Below are 15,660 nucleotides of genomic sequence, written 5' to 3'. Positions count from 1 at the left end.
AAAAATCGGGCTTTAGTTTTATGAAGGTTTGATGACGATTAGGGAGAGAATTAGCGCGAAGCCACCTTATTTTCAGGTACTTGCTGGGTTGCGCCAATTTCGTGATGAGCAACAGGGCCGCGAATTTTACCTGCTGGCTTGGGGGCCTGCGACTCATTTAGTAACTGCAATTCCGCTACATCAATATGGTGGTAACGCTTCAAGTCACGTACGAGTGATGTGTAAATGGTGCTGTAATCAAGCTCTGGCATGTCCTTGAAATGGGTTTTAATGTCTGCCGCCGTCTCAGCCACCAATTGCGGTATTTTCTCGACGGGGGTCTTGGCTAATGTATCGCTGACATGCGCATATAGCTCATTCATATCGACGTTACGCTTGCCATAATCCGCCCATGAACGCACGATATACCCCGTGACAAACATAGATGCGCCAATACCGCCAAGCCAATCGCGAGAAATAGTGCCTTGCACATTATTCACGCCAATCTTCTTACAGAATTTTGACCAGTCCACACCAACATGCTTCCAGTCAATTCCAGAAGTCTGCATTTTCTTCGATGAATTAAAGAAATTATCATAAGCCAATGCAGAGAAAGCACCCGCCTCAATAAGGCCGCCACCTAAGAACGTGTATTTCTCGCGCACTTCATCCCACCACGTTTTGGGTTGAGGATTGTATGGATCCGCAATCGTGGAGTTAAGCGCAACAGTTTTACCCAAGATGCTGCTGAGACCCGAATATTTCCGGAATGGATTTGTAGAAAGAAGCGGCAACTTACCTTTCAGAATATTGGCTGTAGTATTGGGTTGGAAGGCAATCCCGTATGCGCCAATATACCGTAACCCCAACTCACCGACATTCACCGAATTCGCACGCATGAAGCTATCAACGCTTTGCGCTCTATTGGGATCTTTATAATCCTCGCGCAACGTTTTACGCTTATCATCAATGCTTGGTGCAACTTCACCATCCATTAAGTGCGGCGAAAGTTTGCGATTGGTGCTGTCCTTCAGGAAACGTAATTGATGAGGATCATCTTTATCTTGCGCCTTGTAGACCAAGTTGATGACGTTTGCCGTCATGTTCGCCGCAGCAAATATAAAAATGTTTTTATCGATTCGCGCCCAAAGGCCCTTGCCTTTATTGATCTCCGTAATCGGACGCATGAAGGATGAAGCGAGCTGCAAGCTCTGTCCGCCAAACCCTAGGATGCTTCGAATAATCCACGGGTCGATACCTTTTTGTTTGTGCGATAATTCAAATTGGCCGCCTTGGCGATTAAGCCAATCGAGCGCCTGTAATTTTGAATCTTGCAAATCGACAATCAGAACAGGTGAGCCTGCAATCGTCGCTTCTGCTTCAATTTTGTAGTTTAATTTGGAATCGCGTAAGTGCTTCTTGAAAGCATCCAAATCATGTGCGCTGCGTAAATGGAAAAACGCCTTCTGCTGTCCATCGTCGGTTTTACTAAATTCAACCGCCGTGACTGCAGCATAACCCTTACTATTCTTATAGACGGCCATTTATTCCTGCATACGTTGACGAGGGCGTGTACAGCACACCTCTCCACCTTTTATTCTACCAGCTTCAGGATATTGAAAAACCTTAGATTTATGAAGTTTTCGTGACGCTGCACCGCACAAAGCCCAAAGAATGCTTGATTCCTGCATAAAATAGGGTATCAAGCGCCACCCCACGTAAGTGGGTAATTCACATACAGGTTTGGGCGATTGGGGTGTTCCTAGTTTCCCGCCGGTCTCACGAAGTGGGAACAACCTGTAGACGTACAACCGGTCAAAGGAGACTTTATTATGGCACTTCCTGCCTTTTCAATGCGCGATCTTATCGACGCTGGCGTACATTTCGGTCACAAAACCAAGCGTTGGAACCCTCGTATGGCACCGTATATCTACGGTACCCGTAACGATGTTCACATCATCGACCTACAGCAAACGGTTCCCCTGTTGCACCGCGCCCTTGGCGTTGTGCGCTCAACCGTTTTGAAAAACGGTCGTATCCTTTTCGTTGGCACCAAGCGCCAAGCTTCGGACAGCATCGTAGAAGCTGCACAGCGTTGCGGCCAATACTACGTAAATAACCGTTGGTTGGGCGGCATGCTCACCAACTGGCAAACCATTCAAGGCTCCATCCGCCAATTGCGCAAATACGAAGAACTGCTTGCGCAAGAAAATAGCGGTCTGACCAAGAAAGAACGCCTCACCATGCAGCGTGACCGCGATAAGCTCGAGCGTTCGCTCGGCGGTATCCGTGATATGGGCGGCAAGCCAGATTTGCTCGTTGTTATCGATACGAACCGTGAAGAACTCGCTATCAAAGAAGCGCAAAAGTTGGGGATTCCAATCGTTGCGATCATTGATACGAACTGCACCGCAGATGGCATTGATTACCCAATTCCAGGTAACGACGATGCAACCCGCGCAATTAAGCTTTACTGCAAGCTGATTTCAGATGCAGCGCTTGATGGTCTACAAGAATCACTCGGTGGCCGCACCGCTCCTGCTAAGAAGCAATCTTCTGAAATGGAAGAAGCTATGAACGCAGAAGTGCCTGTTGAAGCGAAGGAAGAAAAGCCTGAAGCGAAACCAGCACGCGGCGGCAAAGGCAAGCAACAGCCTGCTAAAGCACCTGTGAAATCAAGCAGCAAAAAAGAAGCGTTTGCAGCAGAAGCTAAAAAAGCAGCGTCGAAAAAAGACGATGCTGAAGTAAGCGAAAAGCCTGCTAAAAAAGCGAAAAAATCAGCGTAATCACAGTGAATACCAAATGGCGAGTATGGATGGATACATCCATCTCGCCCTTTGCTCACGCGACTAAAGGAGAAAGAAATGTCTGCACAATTAGTAAAAGAACTTCGCGAGCGCTCGGGCGCTGGCATGATGGATTGCAAAAAAGCCCTCGATGAAAACAAGGGTGATGTTGAAGCAGCGATTGACTGGCTTCGTAAAAAAGGCCTTGCATCGGCTGCTAAAAAAGCAGGCCGCATTGCATCAGAAGGCTTGATTGCTGCCGCATCGGCTGGCACTTCGGCTGCGCTGATCGAGCTGAACTCAGAAACCGACTTCGTAGCACGCAACGACCAGTTCCAAGCGCTTGCTGAAGAAGTTGCGAAACTCGCTCTCAATGCTGATAGCGATGTTGAGAAACTCAAAACCCTCAAAACCGCTTCTGGCAAACCTGCAGGTGATGCAATCACCGATGCTGTTGCAACGATCGGCGAGAACATGAACCTACGCCGCACGAAGTTGCTCTCAGTAAAAGATGGTGTGGTTGCTACCTACATTCACTCTGCTGTGAAGCCTGGCCTTGGTAAAATCGGCGTGCTCGTTGCGCTGGAATCAACTGGCGATAAGGCAAAGCTCGAAGCTTTAGGTAAGCAAATCGCGATGCATGTTGCTGCTGCCAAGCCAGAAGCACTCACCCGCGAAACCGTTGATGCCAGCCGTCTTGAGCGCGAACGCACTGTTCTCATCGAACAGGCAATTGCATCTGGTAAGCCAAAGGAAGTTGCCGAGAAAATGGTCGAAGGTCGCGTACGCAAGTTCTACGAAGAAATCGTATTGCTTGAGCAAATCTTCGTCGTGGATGGCAAATCCAAAGTTTCTGAAGTGGTAGCTGCTGCCGAGAAAGAAGTTGGCGCACCTATTAAAGTAACGGGTTACGAGCGTTTTGCATTGGGTGAAGGCATCGAGAAAAAAGAAGATGATTTCGCAGCCGAAGTAGCAAAAGCCGCAGGCACTGCTGCCTAAGGTAACGCTTTAGTACACACGAAAAAGGGCGCCTCTCGCGCCCTTTTTTATTACTATGCGTTTACGTTATCCGCGTGTTGCATATTGAGAATATTCCAATACTTTCATTTCGCTGTGAATGATTTTCTGGGCAATATCCCGCATACCAAGCTTATCCACGAGCGCATTCACAGCATCACATAAGCGCTGAGAATTATCGCTATATTTACAGATCAGTGCTTCAGGTTGGCTCACTTTCCATTTAAAAGGTGCAAATAATGGTTCATTCACACCAAGTGGGGTTAACTCCTGTAAATCATGAGCAAGTCTCAGGGCATTCTGATTGTCTGGCTCACCCAAAGAAATCATACCTGGTGATCTTTTGATATTTTGTATCTCCGTCTGGGAGAATCCGTAATGTTCACTACCTGCGATGTTCTGCAAAATGCGCTTAAGCATGCGGTCTAAAGCAACACCGTCTTGCGGAACCTTGAATGTTTTAACTCCACCAGGCTCTGTAGCGCAGATATCCATCACTCTATCAGGTGCTAATTGCCAATCCTCAACTGCTTCTGTCATGATAACCCTCTATACATTCTTCAATATAACAAAGACTAAACGGCTCAAATGTGAAGATTAGATGAATATGAGGCAGATAAAATTTGAAATTTAACTTGTTATTTCAATGCAGTGCGCTAGTTCTATCCTCGTTCAGGAGCCAGCCATGACCGCATCACTCGCCACAGCCAAAAACCCTAAAGCAAAATTCAAACGCGTACTTATCAAAGTATCGGGCGAAGCACTGATGGGCGACAAGCAATATGGCCAAGACCTCGACACCATCCAACGCATTGCTAACGACATTAAATCCGTCGTCGCGCTTGGCGTGGAAGTCTGCGTCGTCGTTGGCGGCGGTAACATCTTCCGTGGTATTTCTGGAGCTGCAAAAGGCATGGAACGCTCAAGCGCCGATTACATGGGCATGCTAGCGACCATCCTGAACGGCCTTGCGATTCAAAATATTCTGGAACGTTCGGGTGTTGAAACCCGCGTACTCTCCGCAATCGAAATGCAACAAGTGGCCGAGCCTTACATTCGCCGTCGCGCCCTGCGCCATATGGAAAAAGGCCGCGTGGTCATTTTTGCTGGCGGTATCGGCAACCCCTATTTCACGACCGACACTACCGCCGCGCTACGTGCTTCTGAAATGCAGTGCGACGCGCTGATGAAAGGCACGCAGGTCGATGGTGTGTATGATAGCGATCCGAAAAAGAATCCCACCGCGAAACGCTTTGAGCAGCTCAGCTATCATGATGTACTCAGCAAGGATTTGAAAGTGATGGACGCCGCCGCAATTTCGCTGGCAAGAGAAAACCAGATTCCTATTCTGGTATTCTCCATTCACGAAGAAGGAAATTTTGCCAAAGTCGTAAAAGGCGAAGGCCAGTACACTGTAATTTCAGACAAAAAATAAGAGGAACCTATGTCACACCCAGAACTCCAAAAACGTATGGATGGCGCGCTTGCATCGCTCCAACATGAATTCGCGGGCCTACGCACGGGCCGCGCTTCTGCTAACTTGCTCGATCACATTCAGGTCGAAGCGTATGGCGCGATGATGCCAATGAACCAAGTCGGCACCGTGAACGCACCAGAGCCGCGCATGCTCACCGTTCAAGTGTGGGACAAGTCGATGGTGAAAGCCGTTGAAAAAGCTATTGCCAATGCGAACCTCGGCGTTAACCCCGTGGCGGACGGTCAATTGGTGCGCGTGCCAATCCCTGCGCTTTCGGAAGAACGTCGTAAGGAACTTGCTAAGCTTGCAGGTAAATATGCTGAAGCTGCGAAAGTTGCAGTACGCAACGTCCGTCGCGACGGCATGGATGATTTGAAAGCGAAAGAAAAAGCGAAGCAAATTTCTGAAGACCAAATGCATGGCGAGTCAGAAAAAATCCAGAAGCTGACCGACGATTACATCAAGAAAATCGACGACGCCTTGGCCGCAAAAGAAAAAGATATCATGAGCGTGTAATATGGCGAAAGCCGCCCCGCAGATTCAGTCTGAAGTGGCGGCACTCCCCGCCCATATCGCCATCATTATGGACGGCAATGGCCGTTGGGCAAAGCAGCAAGGCATCGCACGCGTTCGTGGCCACAAACAAGGCGCTGAAGCCATTCGCACACTACTCGAAGCCTGCAAAACCCGCCCGCATATTAAATACATCACGCTTTATGCCTTCTCGACCGAGAATTGGAATCGCCCGAAAGATGAAGTCAGTGATTTGATGGAGCTATTGCGCCATTATATTCGTCACGAAGCGAAAACGATGCACAAGGAAGGCGTGCGCCTACGCTTTATTGGTGATCGCGAAGCACTTTCGAAAGACATTCAAAAAGAATTGGCAGATGTGGAGGCGATGACCGCTGGTAACACTGCCCTCACCCTCGTGATTGCACTCAGCTACGGCAGCCGCCAAGAGCTTGCGAATGCAATGAAACGCATCGGCCAAAAAATTGCGGATGGTTCGCTTAAGCCAGATGCGGTTACCGAGCAAATGATTAGCGAGCATCTCGACACGAGCGATATCCCCGACCCTGATTTGCTGATTCGCACGGGTGGCGACGAGCGCCTGAGCAACTTCTTGCTCTGGCAATCGGCTTACACAGAACTCTATTTCACCGAAGTGTTATGGCCAGATTTTTCCGGCGCGCACCTCGATAAAGCCATCGAATGTTTCAGCCAGCGCGAGCGCAGATTTGGAGCACGTAATGAGTAAATGGGCAGACCTTAAAGTGCGCACCATCAGCGCAGCAGTGCTGATTGCTGGATTTATTGCAATTGTTGAGGCTGGCATAACCGCGTTCTCAATTGCTATGGTGGCAGTATGGTTAATATTAATTTGGGAATGGTGGGGCTTTTCACATTACAGAACCTCAACATTTAAACGTCTGCTGTCTTTATTTTTAGGAACGATTTACATTACACTTGGCGTGCTCGGATTTTGGTTTTTGTATCGCATGGGTTTTGACTATAAAAGCGAACCAGAAGAGATTAATTCCGTTTATTTTCTCGTTATCCAAGTCGCCGTGATTGATATTGGCGGATACGTGTTTGGAAAATTATTCGGCAAGCACAAACTAGCCCCCCAAATAAGTCCAGGTAAAACATGGGAAGGCTTAGCTGGTTCTATTCTATGTAGCATTATTAGTGCTTACGTACTTGTGATTGTTTATTATGGCGAGAGTGATTTAAATTTCTCGCTTGTAGCCGGAGTTGCATTAGCAATTGTTGCACTATTAGGCGATTTGTTGGAATCACGTATGAAGCGGAAAGCTGGCCTCAAAGATAGCAGCAAAATTATACCTGGGCATGGCGGACTATTCGACAGAGTCGATGGGTTACTGCCCTGCGCAATACTAGCTACTTCACCAAATTTATTTTTATACATCATTCTTGTGTTAGTGCTTGGTGCAGGTCTTTAGTGGAAGCAATTATGCACATCATTGATCAGCAAGATATTACAGCTCAATCACGCAAATCCATCACCATCCTTGGTGCGACGGGTTCGATTGGCGATAGCACGCTCGATATTATTCGCTGCAACCCTGAGCAATTTGAAGTTGTCGCCCTCACTGCCAATGGCAATGTGGAAAAACTCATCGTCCTCGCCAAAGAATTTCGCCCAAAGGCTATTGCGCTGGCAAACGAAAACAAATTGCCACAACTCAAGGCAGCGAAACTTGATTGCGATATTGTAAGCCTCAACGAAGCAGCAAGCATGGGGGCGGATATCACCGTTGCCGCGATTGTTGGTGCAGCAGGTCTACCTGCGGTCATGGAATCCATTAAGCATGGCAAAACGGTTGCACTCGCCAATAAAGAAAGCCTTGTATGTGCAGGTTCACTCGTGCTGCAAGCCTGCCAGAAATACGACACCAAGTTGCTGCCTATAGACTCCGAACATAACGCCGTGTTTCAGGTGCTCGCCACGGAGCATCGCGCTGCGCTGGAGAAAGTCACCCTCACCGCTTCGGGTGGCCCATTCCTGAATCGCCCACTGGATACGTTCAAAGACATTACGCCTGCCGAGGCTGTTGCCCACCCGAAATGGAGCATGGGCGCAAAGATATCCGTCGACTCCGCCACCATGTTCAACAAAGGGCTGGAGCTGATTGAAGCGCATTTCCTGTTCGGACTACCACCAGAGCAACTTGATGTGCTGATTCACCCTGAATCCATCGTGCACGCGCTGGTACATTATGCCGACGGCTCGGTGCTTGCTCAACTCGGCATGCCGGATATGCGCATTCCCATCAGCTACACGCTCGCATGGCCGAACCGCATTGCGATTCCCACTGAGCGCCTCGATTTAGCAAAAATCAGCACGCTCAACTTCCGCCCGATGGATGATGCGCGCTTCCCCGCCCTTACGCTGGCGAAGCAGGCGATGGTCGCAGGCCAATGGGCAATGATTACCCTCAACGCTGCCAACGAGATTGCGGTTGCCGCTTTCCTCGAAAAACGCCTTAGTTTTGAGGCAATTACCCACATCGTTGAGAGAGCACTTGCAGATTCCACCCCACAGGCTATGAACGCTCTTCAAGATGTCATCGCACTCGATAACGAGGTGCGCCAAAGAACATCCCAATACCTATAGGGACACATGTTAGAAAACCTCGCCGAGCTGCCGCATTATCTTCTCTCATTCGTTATCGTTTTGAGCGTCATCGTATTCGTGCACGAGTTTGGCCATTACCTTGCCGCACGTTTATGCGGCGTGAAGGTTGAGACCTTCTCGATCGGCTTTGGTCGTGAAATTTTTGGATTCACGGATCGCGCCAAAACGCGTTGGAAAGTTTCTGTTTTGCCATTAGGCGGTTACGTTAAAATGTTTGGTGACGCAGGCGCCGCCAGCACACCAGACATTGAAAAAATCGAGCATATGAGCGACGCAGATAAGCGCATCAGCTTTCACCACCAGCCCTTGCGCAACAAAGCAATCATCGTTGCGGCGGGGCCTATTGCCAACTTCATTCTGACCATCGCGGTATTTACGTTTTTCATTTTCACGACAGGCCTCATGTCCACTGAGCCTGTGGTTGGCGGCGTTTTGAAAAATTCGCCTGCGGCAGAGGCTGGTCTTAAAAAAGGCGACCGCATTATTCAGGTCGATGATAAGGAAATCAGCCGATTCAACGATATTGCCGATTATATGATGACCAATCTGGGCGACGATGTGCAGGTTATTTTATTACGTAATGGCACTCGTATCGAAAAGACCATTACCCCGCGCACCTTCGAGGAAAAAGATGCCGTGGGCAATACGATTAAGCGCCCGCTCATTGGCATTCGCAGTCAAAAAATTACCTACCAGAATGTCGGAATTGGCACCGCCGTGTGGGAAGCCACCAAGCGCACCTACGGTTTGTGCGCATCATCTCTCAAAGTGATGGGGCAAATGATTTCAGGTGACCGTAGCGCCGACGAACTGAAAGGCCCTGTCGGTATCGCCAAGCTTTCAGGCGATATTACCCAACAAGGCGAGACTTTGTCCGAGACGGTTCGTATGACCCTATGGTTTATTGCGCTGCTTTCTGCGAATTTAGGTCTGGTGAATCTTTTCCCCATTCCTATGCTCGATGGTGGGCACCTTGCTTTCTATGCGCTTGAGGCCGTGCGTGGCCGCCCAATCGCTGAGCGTTTCCAAGAGTATGGCTATCGTTTTGGTGTGGCAGTTATCGCAACGCTGATGGCATTCACCTTATTCAATGATATCAAACAATTATTCTTCTAGACGTTACTGATTTTACAAAGTATTTTGCCGCCAATGTTCAAAAAATGCCTCCTCATTAGTCTTCTTATTTTCCCTGTCAGCGCCATGGCCGAAGCGGTGCGCGAGATACGCATTGAAGGCAACCAGCGCATTGAGAACTCCACCATCGAGACCTACATTGGCATTGAGCGTGGTGATGACGTCTCGCAGTACGATGTCGATCTTGCCCTTAAGCGCCTCTATGACACTGGCCTTTTCTCCGACATTCAAATGGAACAGCAAGGAAATGTCTTGCTCACCAAGGTAACGGAAAACCCCAGCGTCAACCGCGTTGCATTCGAGGGTAACGACCAAATCAGTAAAGAAGATTTAGCAAAAGAAGTAACGCTTCGTGCACGCTCGATCTATACGCGCACCCGCGTTCAGCAAGATTTGAAGCGCCTGCTAGACGTTTACCGCCGTGCGGGCCGCTACTCTGCCGTCATTACTCCCAAAATCATCGCGCTAGAGCAGAACCGTGTGGATTTGGTGTATGAAATCGAAGAAGGCCCAAGTGCTTCGATCGAAAAAATCACCTTCATTGGCAACGAGTATTTCTCGTCTTCCGCACTACAGCAGGTCATTAACTCCGAGATTGGACGTTGGTACAAATTCCTAAGCGATGCCGACAAATACGACCCAGATCGCCTGCAATATGACCAAGAATTGCTGCGTAAATTCTATTTCGAAAACGGCTTTGCCGACTTCAAAGTGAAGTCAGCGATTGCTGAACTTTCGCCGCAGCGTGACGCATTTTACCTGACCTACACAATCGAAGAAGGCCCCATCTACACACTTGGTGATGTCGATGTAAAAACCACGCTGAACAAAAAGCGTGTTGGTAACCTTAACTCCAAGCTTACCACCAAAAAAGGTGACACCTATAACGCGACCGAAGTTGAAAACAGCGTTGACGCAATGGTCGAAGCGCTGGGTGATAAAGGCTTCGCATTCGTGGATATCGACCCCGTGACTACGCGCCGTCCCGGTAAAGATAGAATCATTGATCTTACCTATACGGTTAGTGAAGGCCCGCGTGTGTATGTGGACAGAATCAATATTTTCGGCAACTCACGCACCTTGGACGAAGTTATCCGCCGTGAATTCCGCTTGAATGAGGGCGATCCTTACAGCACCAGCAAAATCAAACGTACTGAGCAACGCCTCAATAACCTTGGTTACTTTGAGACTGTGAGCATTCAAAACGTTGCGGGTAGCGCGCCAGATAAGACAGATATCGACGTAGAAGTGCAGGAAAAATCGACAGGTGAGATCACATTCGGTGCGGGCTTCTCGACTACCGACGGTGCCTTGGCCGACGTGGGCATCACCGAGCGCAACTTCCTTGGCCGTGGTCAAACCGTTCGCGCCCGCACACTCTTTGCCGCGCGCCGCCAACAATATGACTTCGGCTTTACAGAGCCTTACTTCCTTGGCCGCGAACTGGAAGCAGGGTTTGACCTTTACCAAACCACCCAAGAATTGCAGGACGAAGCATCCTTCGACCGCGATGCAAAAGGTATCATATTGCGCACGGGTTATAATCTCAGCGAAAAATGGAAGCATCAGGTTCGCTATGGTTACGAGCAGAGTGAGATCAGCAATATTTCACCGTTTGCTTCGCAATTCATTCAGCGCCAGTCAGGCAAAAGCACAACCTCGTATGTTGGCCATTCCTTCATTTATGATGGTCGTGACAATGTTCAAAATCCAACACGCGGTAGTTACCTGAAGCTGAACCAAGATATCGCGGGCTTAGGTGGCGATGACCGCTTTGCTCGCCATGAAATTCAGAGCGAATATTACTACCCAATCGCCAAGCAGTGGACGTATGCCGGCGCAACCATGGTTGGAAATATTACTGGTATTGGTAGAGATGTTCCAATTAACCAGCGCTTCTTTATCGGCAGCCAACAATTCCGTGGCTTTACAAATGCAGGGATTGGCCCACGCGATAGCGCCACCACTGACGCCCTCGGCGGTAACACTTACTACGTTGTTTCTAACGAAGTGCGTTTCCCACTCGGCCTGCCCGACGATTTAGGGGTAAGTGGCGCATTATTCGTGGACGCAGGTAGCCTTTATGGCTTGGATGATTCAGGTGCTGGCATCAATGACGATAAGACCCTAAGAGCCTCAGCAGGCTTTGGTGTGGCTTGGAATTCGCCATTTGGCCCCGTACGCGTTGATTTTGCACAAGCTTTCCTCAAAGAAGACTATGACGATGAGGAAATCGTCCGCTTCGGATTCGGTACGCGTTTTTAACCGTATATAACACGAATCTTACTGGATTTTATCATTCAAATGGTGCAGATTCCCGACTCTTATTTTGTGTATTCCAACTAAAGGTGTGTCTTATGAAACATGTGTTCTTTTCTATCGCTTCGTTACTCGCTGTTACCCTGCTCGCTGTTCCTGCGCATGCAGAAACCAGCATTGGTGTTGTCAACATCCAGAAAATTATGGCGGAAGCGTCTTCTGCAAAGTCAGTACGCGATCAACTGCAAAGCAAACAAAAAGCATTCCAAGCTGAACTCGATAGCAAAGAAAAAGCATTGCTGACCGAAGATCAGGCGCTTTCCAAACAACAAGCTAACATGGAAAAAGCGGCGTTTGAGCAAAAAGTAAAAGATTTCCGCGCTAAAGCAGCGGCTGCACAACGTGAGATTCAAGGCAAAAAAGCATCGCTCGATAAAGCGTTCGCTGGCGCTTTGGAGCAAATCCAAACCAACGTAGTGAACATCACTGCTGAAGTTGCACGCGAGAAGAAGTTAAACCTCGTTGTGTCATCTGCACAAGTACTCTACGGCGATACGTCACTGGATATCACCAGCGATGTGTTGGCTCGCCTCAACAAGAAGCTACCTTCCGTAACCTTGAAATTCTAACCCTGATTTTCAGGTCTTAATTAGGTAGTCTATTATGGTTGATGCGCGCTTTTTCGTGAATCACGGGCCGTTTACCGTTGCTGATCTAGCATCGGCAACGGGTGCTGAGTTGCTTACTAAAGATAAAGCGTCTGGCCGCCTGAGTGATGTTGCACCGCTTGATCGCGCTTCATCAACAGACATCAGCTTTTTTGATAACACAAAATATATTGAGCAGTTTTTGCATAGTGAGGCAGGTGCCTGTTTTGTCCGCCCTAAATTCTCGGAGCAAGCACCAAGCACGATGGCGTTATTGATTACAGATGATCCCTATCGCTGCTATGCGCTGGCTGCACAAAAATTTTACCCTTCCGAAGCGAAAGTAGCCGCAACGATTGCACCCTCTGCTGTCATTGACCCTACGGCAAAAATTGGCAAGGGCGTATCCATCATGGCAGGCGCAGTGATTGGCGCAAATGTCGTGATTGGCGACCACACACGCATTGGTGCAAACGCAGTCATTTATGATGGCGTACAAATTGGTAAAGATTGCCAAATCGGCGCACTCTCCAGCTTCAGTCACTGCATTATAGGTGACCGTGTGTTGATTCACCGTGGCGTTCACATTGGGCAAGATGGTTTCGGATTCGCCTTGGGGCGCGATGGCCACATCAAGGTTCCGCAGCTTGGCCGTGTTGTCATTGAGAATGACGTTGAAATCGGCGCAGGCACAACCATCGATCGCGGCACAGGTCCCGATACAGTGATTGGTGAAGGCACCAAGATCGACAACCTTGTACAGATTGGTCATAACGTACAAATCGGTAAGCGTGCTGTCGTTGTTGCACAGTGCGGTATCTCTGGCTCAACACGCATCGGCGATGGCGTGGTCTTGGGCGGTCAGGTTGGCTTATCTGGTCACATCAAAATCGGTCACGGCGCGAAAATCGCTGCAAAATCAGGCATTATTGCCGATATCCCCGCCGGTGCATCTTATGGTGGATACCCCGCAGTTCCTGTGCAAGAATGGCACCGCCAAACCATCGCTCTATCCCGCTTAGTTAAATCCAAACGAGGTTCGCATGACGGCTGATTTCACCATCAACACATCCTTACCCCAGTACGATACTGAGGGCATCAAATCGCTCATCCCTCACCGCGACCCTATGTTGATGATTGATAGCATCGCCAACATTGTTGAAGGGCAATCCATCGTCGGAATCAAGAATGTTACTGGGAAAGAAGACTTCTTCCGTGGCCACTTCCCCAACCACCCTGTCATGCCAGGCGTGCTGATTGTTGAAGCAATGGCGCAATCTGCGGCCGCACTTGTAGTGCATACGATGGGCCAGGAAGCGCGCGGCAAAGTGGTGTATTTTATGTCCGTTGAAGAAGCAAAATTCCGCAAGCCCGTTGTACCTGGTGATATGCTCTACATGCATTGCCAAGTAGAGCGCAGTCGCGGCGCGGTTTGGAAATTTTCAGGTATCGCAACCGTCAATGGCCAGAAAGTTGCAGAATCGACCTTCTCTGCAATGATTATGGACAAGCAAGGAAGCTAATGAGCATTCACCCAACAGCAATGATTCATCCTAAAGCCGTTATCGGTAAAAATGTGCAAATCGGCGCTTATTGCGTTGTCGGCGAGCACGTGAAATTGGATGATGAAGTGATTCTCCACTCCCATGTGGTAGTGGAAGGCGACACACATATTGGCCGCGCAACGGAGATTTTCCCGTTCGCCGTGATTGGCCATTGCCCACAAGATAAAAAGTTTTCAGGCGAACTTACCAAACTCGAAATTGGCACAGACAACAAAATTCGCGAGCATGTGACCATGCACCCAGGTACACAAGGCGGTGGCGGCATTACCAAGATAGGTAGTCATTGCTTATTCATGGTCGGCGCACATGTGGCGCATGACTGTTACGTGGGCGACCATGTGATTTTAGCGAATAACGCAACGCTTGCAGGCCATGTGCTAGTTGGCAATGGTGTTATCGTTGGCGGCCTTTCTGCTATTCACCAATTCGTTCGCATTGGCGATTTTGCCTTTATTGGCGGCATGTCTGGTGTTGAAAAAGACGTCATTCCATACGGCACGGTAAAGGGTGAGCGCGCCTCACTCGACGGGCTGAATCTTGTTGGACTCAAGCGTCGCAATATTGACCGCGAGCATATTCATGCACTGCGACATGCATTTAAAGAGATTTTTGCAGGTAGTAGCGGCACTCTTGTTGAGCGCGCCAATAATCTCAAAGCAAAATACACACAGCCAGAAGCACGCGCCCTGATTGAATTTATTTTGGCAGACACTTCACGTTCTATTTGCACCCCAAATGAACGCGACACACTCACAGAAAGCGACGCGGCATAGCATGCAAGCTACCGCAACAGCACCTACCTCGCTCCCTAAGCTTGGCATCATTGCGGGCATGGGCGAATTGCCCCGCGCAATTATTGAAGCCTGCGAAACCACAGGACGTGAGTTTTATGTGCTCGCTATCGAAGAAGCGGCAGAAGAAGAAACGGTAATCCGCTCACACGGTCAATATACATGGATTCGCCTTGGCGCGATTGGTAAAGCCCTCGATCTTTTGCGCAAACAAGGCGTTGAAGAATTAGTGATGGCAGGGCGTGTAAATCGCCCAAAACTCAGCGCTATTCGCCCTGACTTAAAAGCAACCAAACTCCTTGCTAAGCTTGGCTCCAACCTGTTTACGGGCGATAATAAAGTGCTCAGCAGCATTGTAGAATTCTTGGAAGAAGAAGGCTTCAAAATCATCGGAGCCGAGCAAATCGTTCAAGATATCATCACGCCAGAAGGTCTGATTGGTTCGATTTACCCCGACAAACGTTCACAAGTCGATATAGAAATTGGCGCACGCATCGCAACCAGCATAGGCAAGCTGGACGTCGGCCAAGCCGTGGTTATCCAGAATCAGCAAGTGCTGGGTGTTGAAGCGGTCGAGGGTACGGATGCGCTCATTAAACGCTGCGCGCTACTTAAAAACGAAGAAAAAGGCGGCGTACTCGTAAAAGTGAAAAAGCCACAACAGGAAGGTCGTGTAGATTTACCAACCATTGGTATCCCTACGGTAGAAAACGTGGCTGAAGCAGGCTTCAACGGTATTGCACTGCAGGCTGGCGCTTCGTTGATTCTCAATCGCCGTGAAGTGGCACGCCGCGCTGATCAGCTTGGCATCTTCATCATTGGTTTTTCAATCCTAGAATAGC

16 protein-coding genes are annotated in these 15,660 nt (G+C 49.0%); 14 read left to right on the top strand and 2 right to left on the bottom strand.

Going from position 1 to position 15,660, the window contains the following annotated elements; genetic code table 11:
* Nucleotides 1–50 precede the first annotated feature (50 nt).
* On the bottom strand, nucleotides 51–1,523 hold the full coding sequence (locus J0M34_02165) for a hypothetical protein (GenBank protein MBN8543050.1): 1,473 nt from the start codon (nucleotides 1,521–1,523) through the stop codon (nucleotides 51–53).
* Between the two features lie 288 nt (nucleotides 1,524–1,811).
* Between J0M34_02165 and rpsB the strand changes: the two genes are divergently transcribed.
* Together rpsB and J0M34_02155 are read left to right on the top strand one after the other, a co-directional pair.
* Nucleotides 1,812–2,765 carry a 30S ribosomal protein S2 gene (gene rpsB / locus J0M34_02160; protein MBN8543049.1) on the top strand — a complete coding sequence of 318 codons (954 nt, stop codon included), beginning with the start codon at nucleotides 1,812–1,814 and terminating at the stop codon, nucleotides 2,763–2,765.
* A gap of 78 nt (nucleotides 2,766–2,843) precedes the next feature.
* Complete coding sequence (locus J0M34_02155) at nucleotides 2,844–3,764, top strand: elongation factor Ts (GenBank protein MBN8543048.1); 921 nt, start codon at nucleotides 2,844–2,846, stop codon at nucleotides 3,762–3,764.
* Between the two features lie 66 nt (nucleotides 3,765–3,830).
* On the opposite strand, the gene J0M34_02150 is transcribed toward J0M34_02155, so the two are convergent.
* Nucleotides 3,831–4,322, bottom strand: a complete 492-nt coding sequence (locus tag J0M34_02150; GenBank protein MBN8543047.1) for a hypothetical protein — start codon at nucleotides 4,320–4,322, stop codon at nucleotides 3,831–3,833.
* 145 nt (nucleotides 4,323–4,467) lie between these two features.
* On the opposite strand from J0M34_02150, the gene J0M34_02145 reads away from it, so the two are divergent.
* From J0M34_02145 to lpxI, 12 genes are all read left to right on the top strand, one after another.
* Nucleotides 4,468–5,217 carry a UMP kinase gene (locus J0M34_02145; protein ID MBN8543046.1) on the top strand — a complete coding sequence of 250 codons (750 nt, stop codon included), beginning with the start codon at nucleotides 4,468–4,470 and terminating at the stop codon, nucleotides 5,215–5,217.
* Between the two features lie 9 nt (nucleotides 5,218–5,226).
* Nucleotides 5,227–5,775, top strand: coding sequence for a ribosome recycling factor (gene frr, locus J0M34_02140; protein MBN8543045.1), 549 nt, complete (start codon nucleotides 5,227–5,229; stop codon nucleotides 5,773–5,775).
* Between the two features lies 1 nt (nucleotide 5,776).
* Nucleotides 5,777–6,520 carry an isoprenyl transferase gene (locus J0M34_02135; protein MBN8543044.1) on the top strand — a complete coding sequence of 248 codons (744 nt, stop codon included), beginning with the start codon at nucleotides 5,777–5,779 and terminating at the stop codon, nucleotides 6,518–6,520.
* Nucleotides 6,513–7,226 (top strand): phosphatidate cytidylyltransferase, encoded by a 714-nt coding sequence (locus J0M34_02130; GenBank protein ID MBN8543043.1) that lies wholly within the window; start codon nucleotides 6,513–6,515, stop codon nucleotides 7,224–7,226. The genes J0M34_02135 and J0M34_02130 overlap by 8 nt, the downstream gene beginning before the upstream one ends.
* An 11-nt stretch (nucleotides 7,227–7,237) precedes the next feature.
* Nucleotides 7,238–8,401: a 1-deoxy-D-xylulose-5-phosphate reductoisomerase gene (locus J0M34_02125; GenBank protein MBN8543042.1), complete on the top strand. Its 1,164-nt coding sequence runs from the start codon at nucleotides 7,238–7,240 to the stop codon at nucleotides 8,399–8,401.
* A gap of 6 nt (nucleotides 8,402–8,407) precedes the next feature.
* On the top strand, nucleotides 8,408–9,538 hold the full coding sequence (gene rseP / locus J0M34_02120) for an RIP metalloprotease RseP (GenBank protein MBN8543041.1): 1,131 nt from the start codon (nucleotides 8,408–8,410) through the stop codon (nucleotides 9,536–9,538).
* 33 nt (nucleotides 9,539–9,571) lie between these two features.
* Entirely contained in the window at nucleotides 9,572–11,821 is a 2,250-nt protein-coding gene (gene bamA, locus J0M34_02115; protein MBN8543040.1) for an outer membrane protein assembly factor BamA, read from the top strand.
* Between the two features lie 92 nt (nucleotides 11,822–11,913).
* Nucleotides 11,914–12,444 carry an OmpH family outer membrane protein gene (locus tag J0M34_02110; protein ID MBN8543039.1) on the top strand — a complete coding sequence of 177 codons (531 nt, stop codon included), beginning with the start codon at nucleotides 11,914–11,916 and terminating at the stop codon, nucleotides 12,442–12,444.
* Between the two features lie 34 nt (nucleotides 12,445–12,478).
* Nucleotides 12,479–13,516 (top strand): UDP-3-O-(3-hydroxymyristoyl)glucosamine N-acyltransferase, encoded by a 1,038-nt coding sequence (gene lpxD, locus J0M34_02105; protein MBN8543038.1) that lies wholly within the window; start codon nucleotides 12,479–12,481, stop codon nucleotides 13,514–13,516.
* A complete protein-coding gene (fabZ, locus tag J0M34_02100) occupies nucleotides 13,506–13,985 on the top strand; it encodes a 3-hydroxyacyl-ACP dehydratase FabZ (protein ID MBN8543037.1) in 480 nt (159 codons plus the stop codon). The genes lpxD and fabZ overlap by 11 nt, the downstream gene beginning before the upstream one ends.
* Entirely contained in the window at nucleotides 13,985–14,800 is an 816-nt protein-coding gene (lpxA, locus tag J0M34_02095) for an acyl-ACP--UDP-N-acetylglucosamine O-acyltransferase (GenBank protein MBN8543036.1), read from the top strand. The genes fabZ and lpxA overlap by 1 nt, the downstream gene beginning before the upstream one ends.
* A 1-nt stretch (nucleotide 14,801) precedes the next feature.
* Nucleotides 14,802–15,659 carry a UDP-2,3-diacylglucosamine diphosphatase LpxI gene (gene lpxI / locus J0M34_02090; GenBank protein ID MBN8543035.1) on the top strand — a complete coding sequence of 286 codons (858 nt, stop codon included), beginning with the start codon at nucleotides 14,802–14,804 and terminating at the stop codon, nucleotides 15,657–15,659.
* The last annotated feature ends 1 nt before the right edge of the window (nucleotide 15,660 follow it).

The sequence above is a fragment of the Alphaproteobacteria bacterium genome (assembly GCA_017302575.1).
Lineage (GTDB): Bacteria > Pseudomonadota > Alphaproteobacteria > Rickettsiales > UBA3002 > JAFLDD01.
Note: the sequence above shows the minus strand (reverse complement) of the source record. Positions and strands in the feature narration are given on the sequence as shown.

Coding starts and splice junctions, on each gene's coding strand:
- J0M34_02165 (MBN8543050.1), bottom strand. CDS start 1,523: ATGGCCGTCTATAAGAATAGTAAGGGTTATGCTGCAGTCACGGCGGTT.
- rpsB (MBN8543049.1), top strand. CDS start 1,812: ATGGCACTTCCTGCCTTTTCAATGCGCGATCTTATCGACGCTGGCGTA.
- J0M34_02155 (MBN8543048.1), top strand. CDS start 2,844: ATGTCTGCACAATTAGTAAAAGAACTTCGCGAGCGCTCGGGCGCTGGC.
- J0M34_02150 (MBN8543047.1), bottom strand. CDS start 4,322: ATGACAGAAGCAGTTGAGGATTGGCAATTAGCACCTGATAGAGTGATG.
- J0M34_02145 (MBN8543046.1), top strand. CDS start 4,468: ATGACCGCATCACTCGCCACAGCCAAAAACCCTAAAGCAAAATTCAAA.
- frr (MBN8543045.1), top strand. CDS start 5,227: ATGTCACACCCAGAACTCCAAAAACGTATGGATGGCGCGCTTGCATCG.
- J0M34_02135 (MBN8543044.1), top strand. CDS start 5,777: ATGGCGAAAGCCGCCCCGCAGATTCAGTCTGAAGTGGCGGCACTCCCC.
- J0M34_02130 (MBN8543043.1), top strand. CDS start 6,513: ATGAGTAAATGGGCAGACCTTAAAGTGCGCACCATCAGCGCAGCAGTG.
- J0M34_02125 (MBN8543042.1), top strand. CDS start 7,238: ATGCACATCATTGATCAGCAAGATATTACAGCTCAATCACGCAAATCC.
- rseP (MBN8543041.1), top strand. CDS start 8,408: ATGTTAGAAAACCTCGCCGAGCTGCCGCATTATCTTCTCTCATTCGTT.
- bamA (MBN8543040.1), top strand. CDS start 9,572: ATGTTCAAAAAATGCCTCCTCATTAGTCTTCTTATTTTCCCTGTCAGC.
- J0M34_02110 (MBN8543039.1), top strand. CDS start 11,914: ATGAAACATGTGTTCTTTTCTATCGCTTCGTTACTCGCTGTTACCCTG.
- lpxD (MBN8543038.1), top strand. CDS start 12,479: ATGGTTGATGCGCGCTTTTTCGTGAATCACGGGCCGTTTACCGTTGCT.
- fabZ (MBN8543037.1), top strand. CDS start 13,506: ATGACGGCTGATTTCACCATCAACACATCCTTACCCCAGTACGATACT.
- lpxA (MBN8543036.1), top strand. CDS start 13,985: ATGAGCATTCACCCAACAGCAATGATTCATCCTAAAGCCGTTATCGGT.
- lpxI (MBN8543035.1), top strand. CDS start 14,802: ATGCAAGCTACCGCAACAGCACCTACCTCGCTCCCTAAGCTTGGCATC.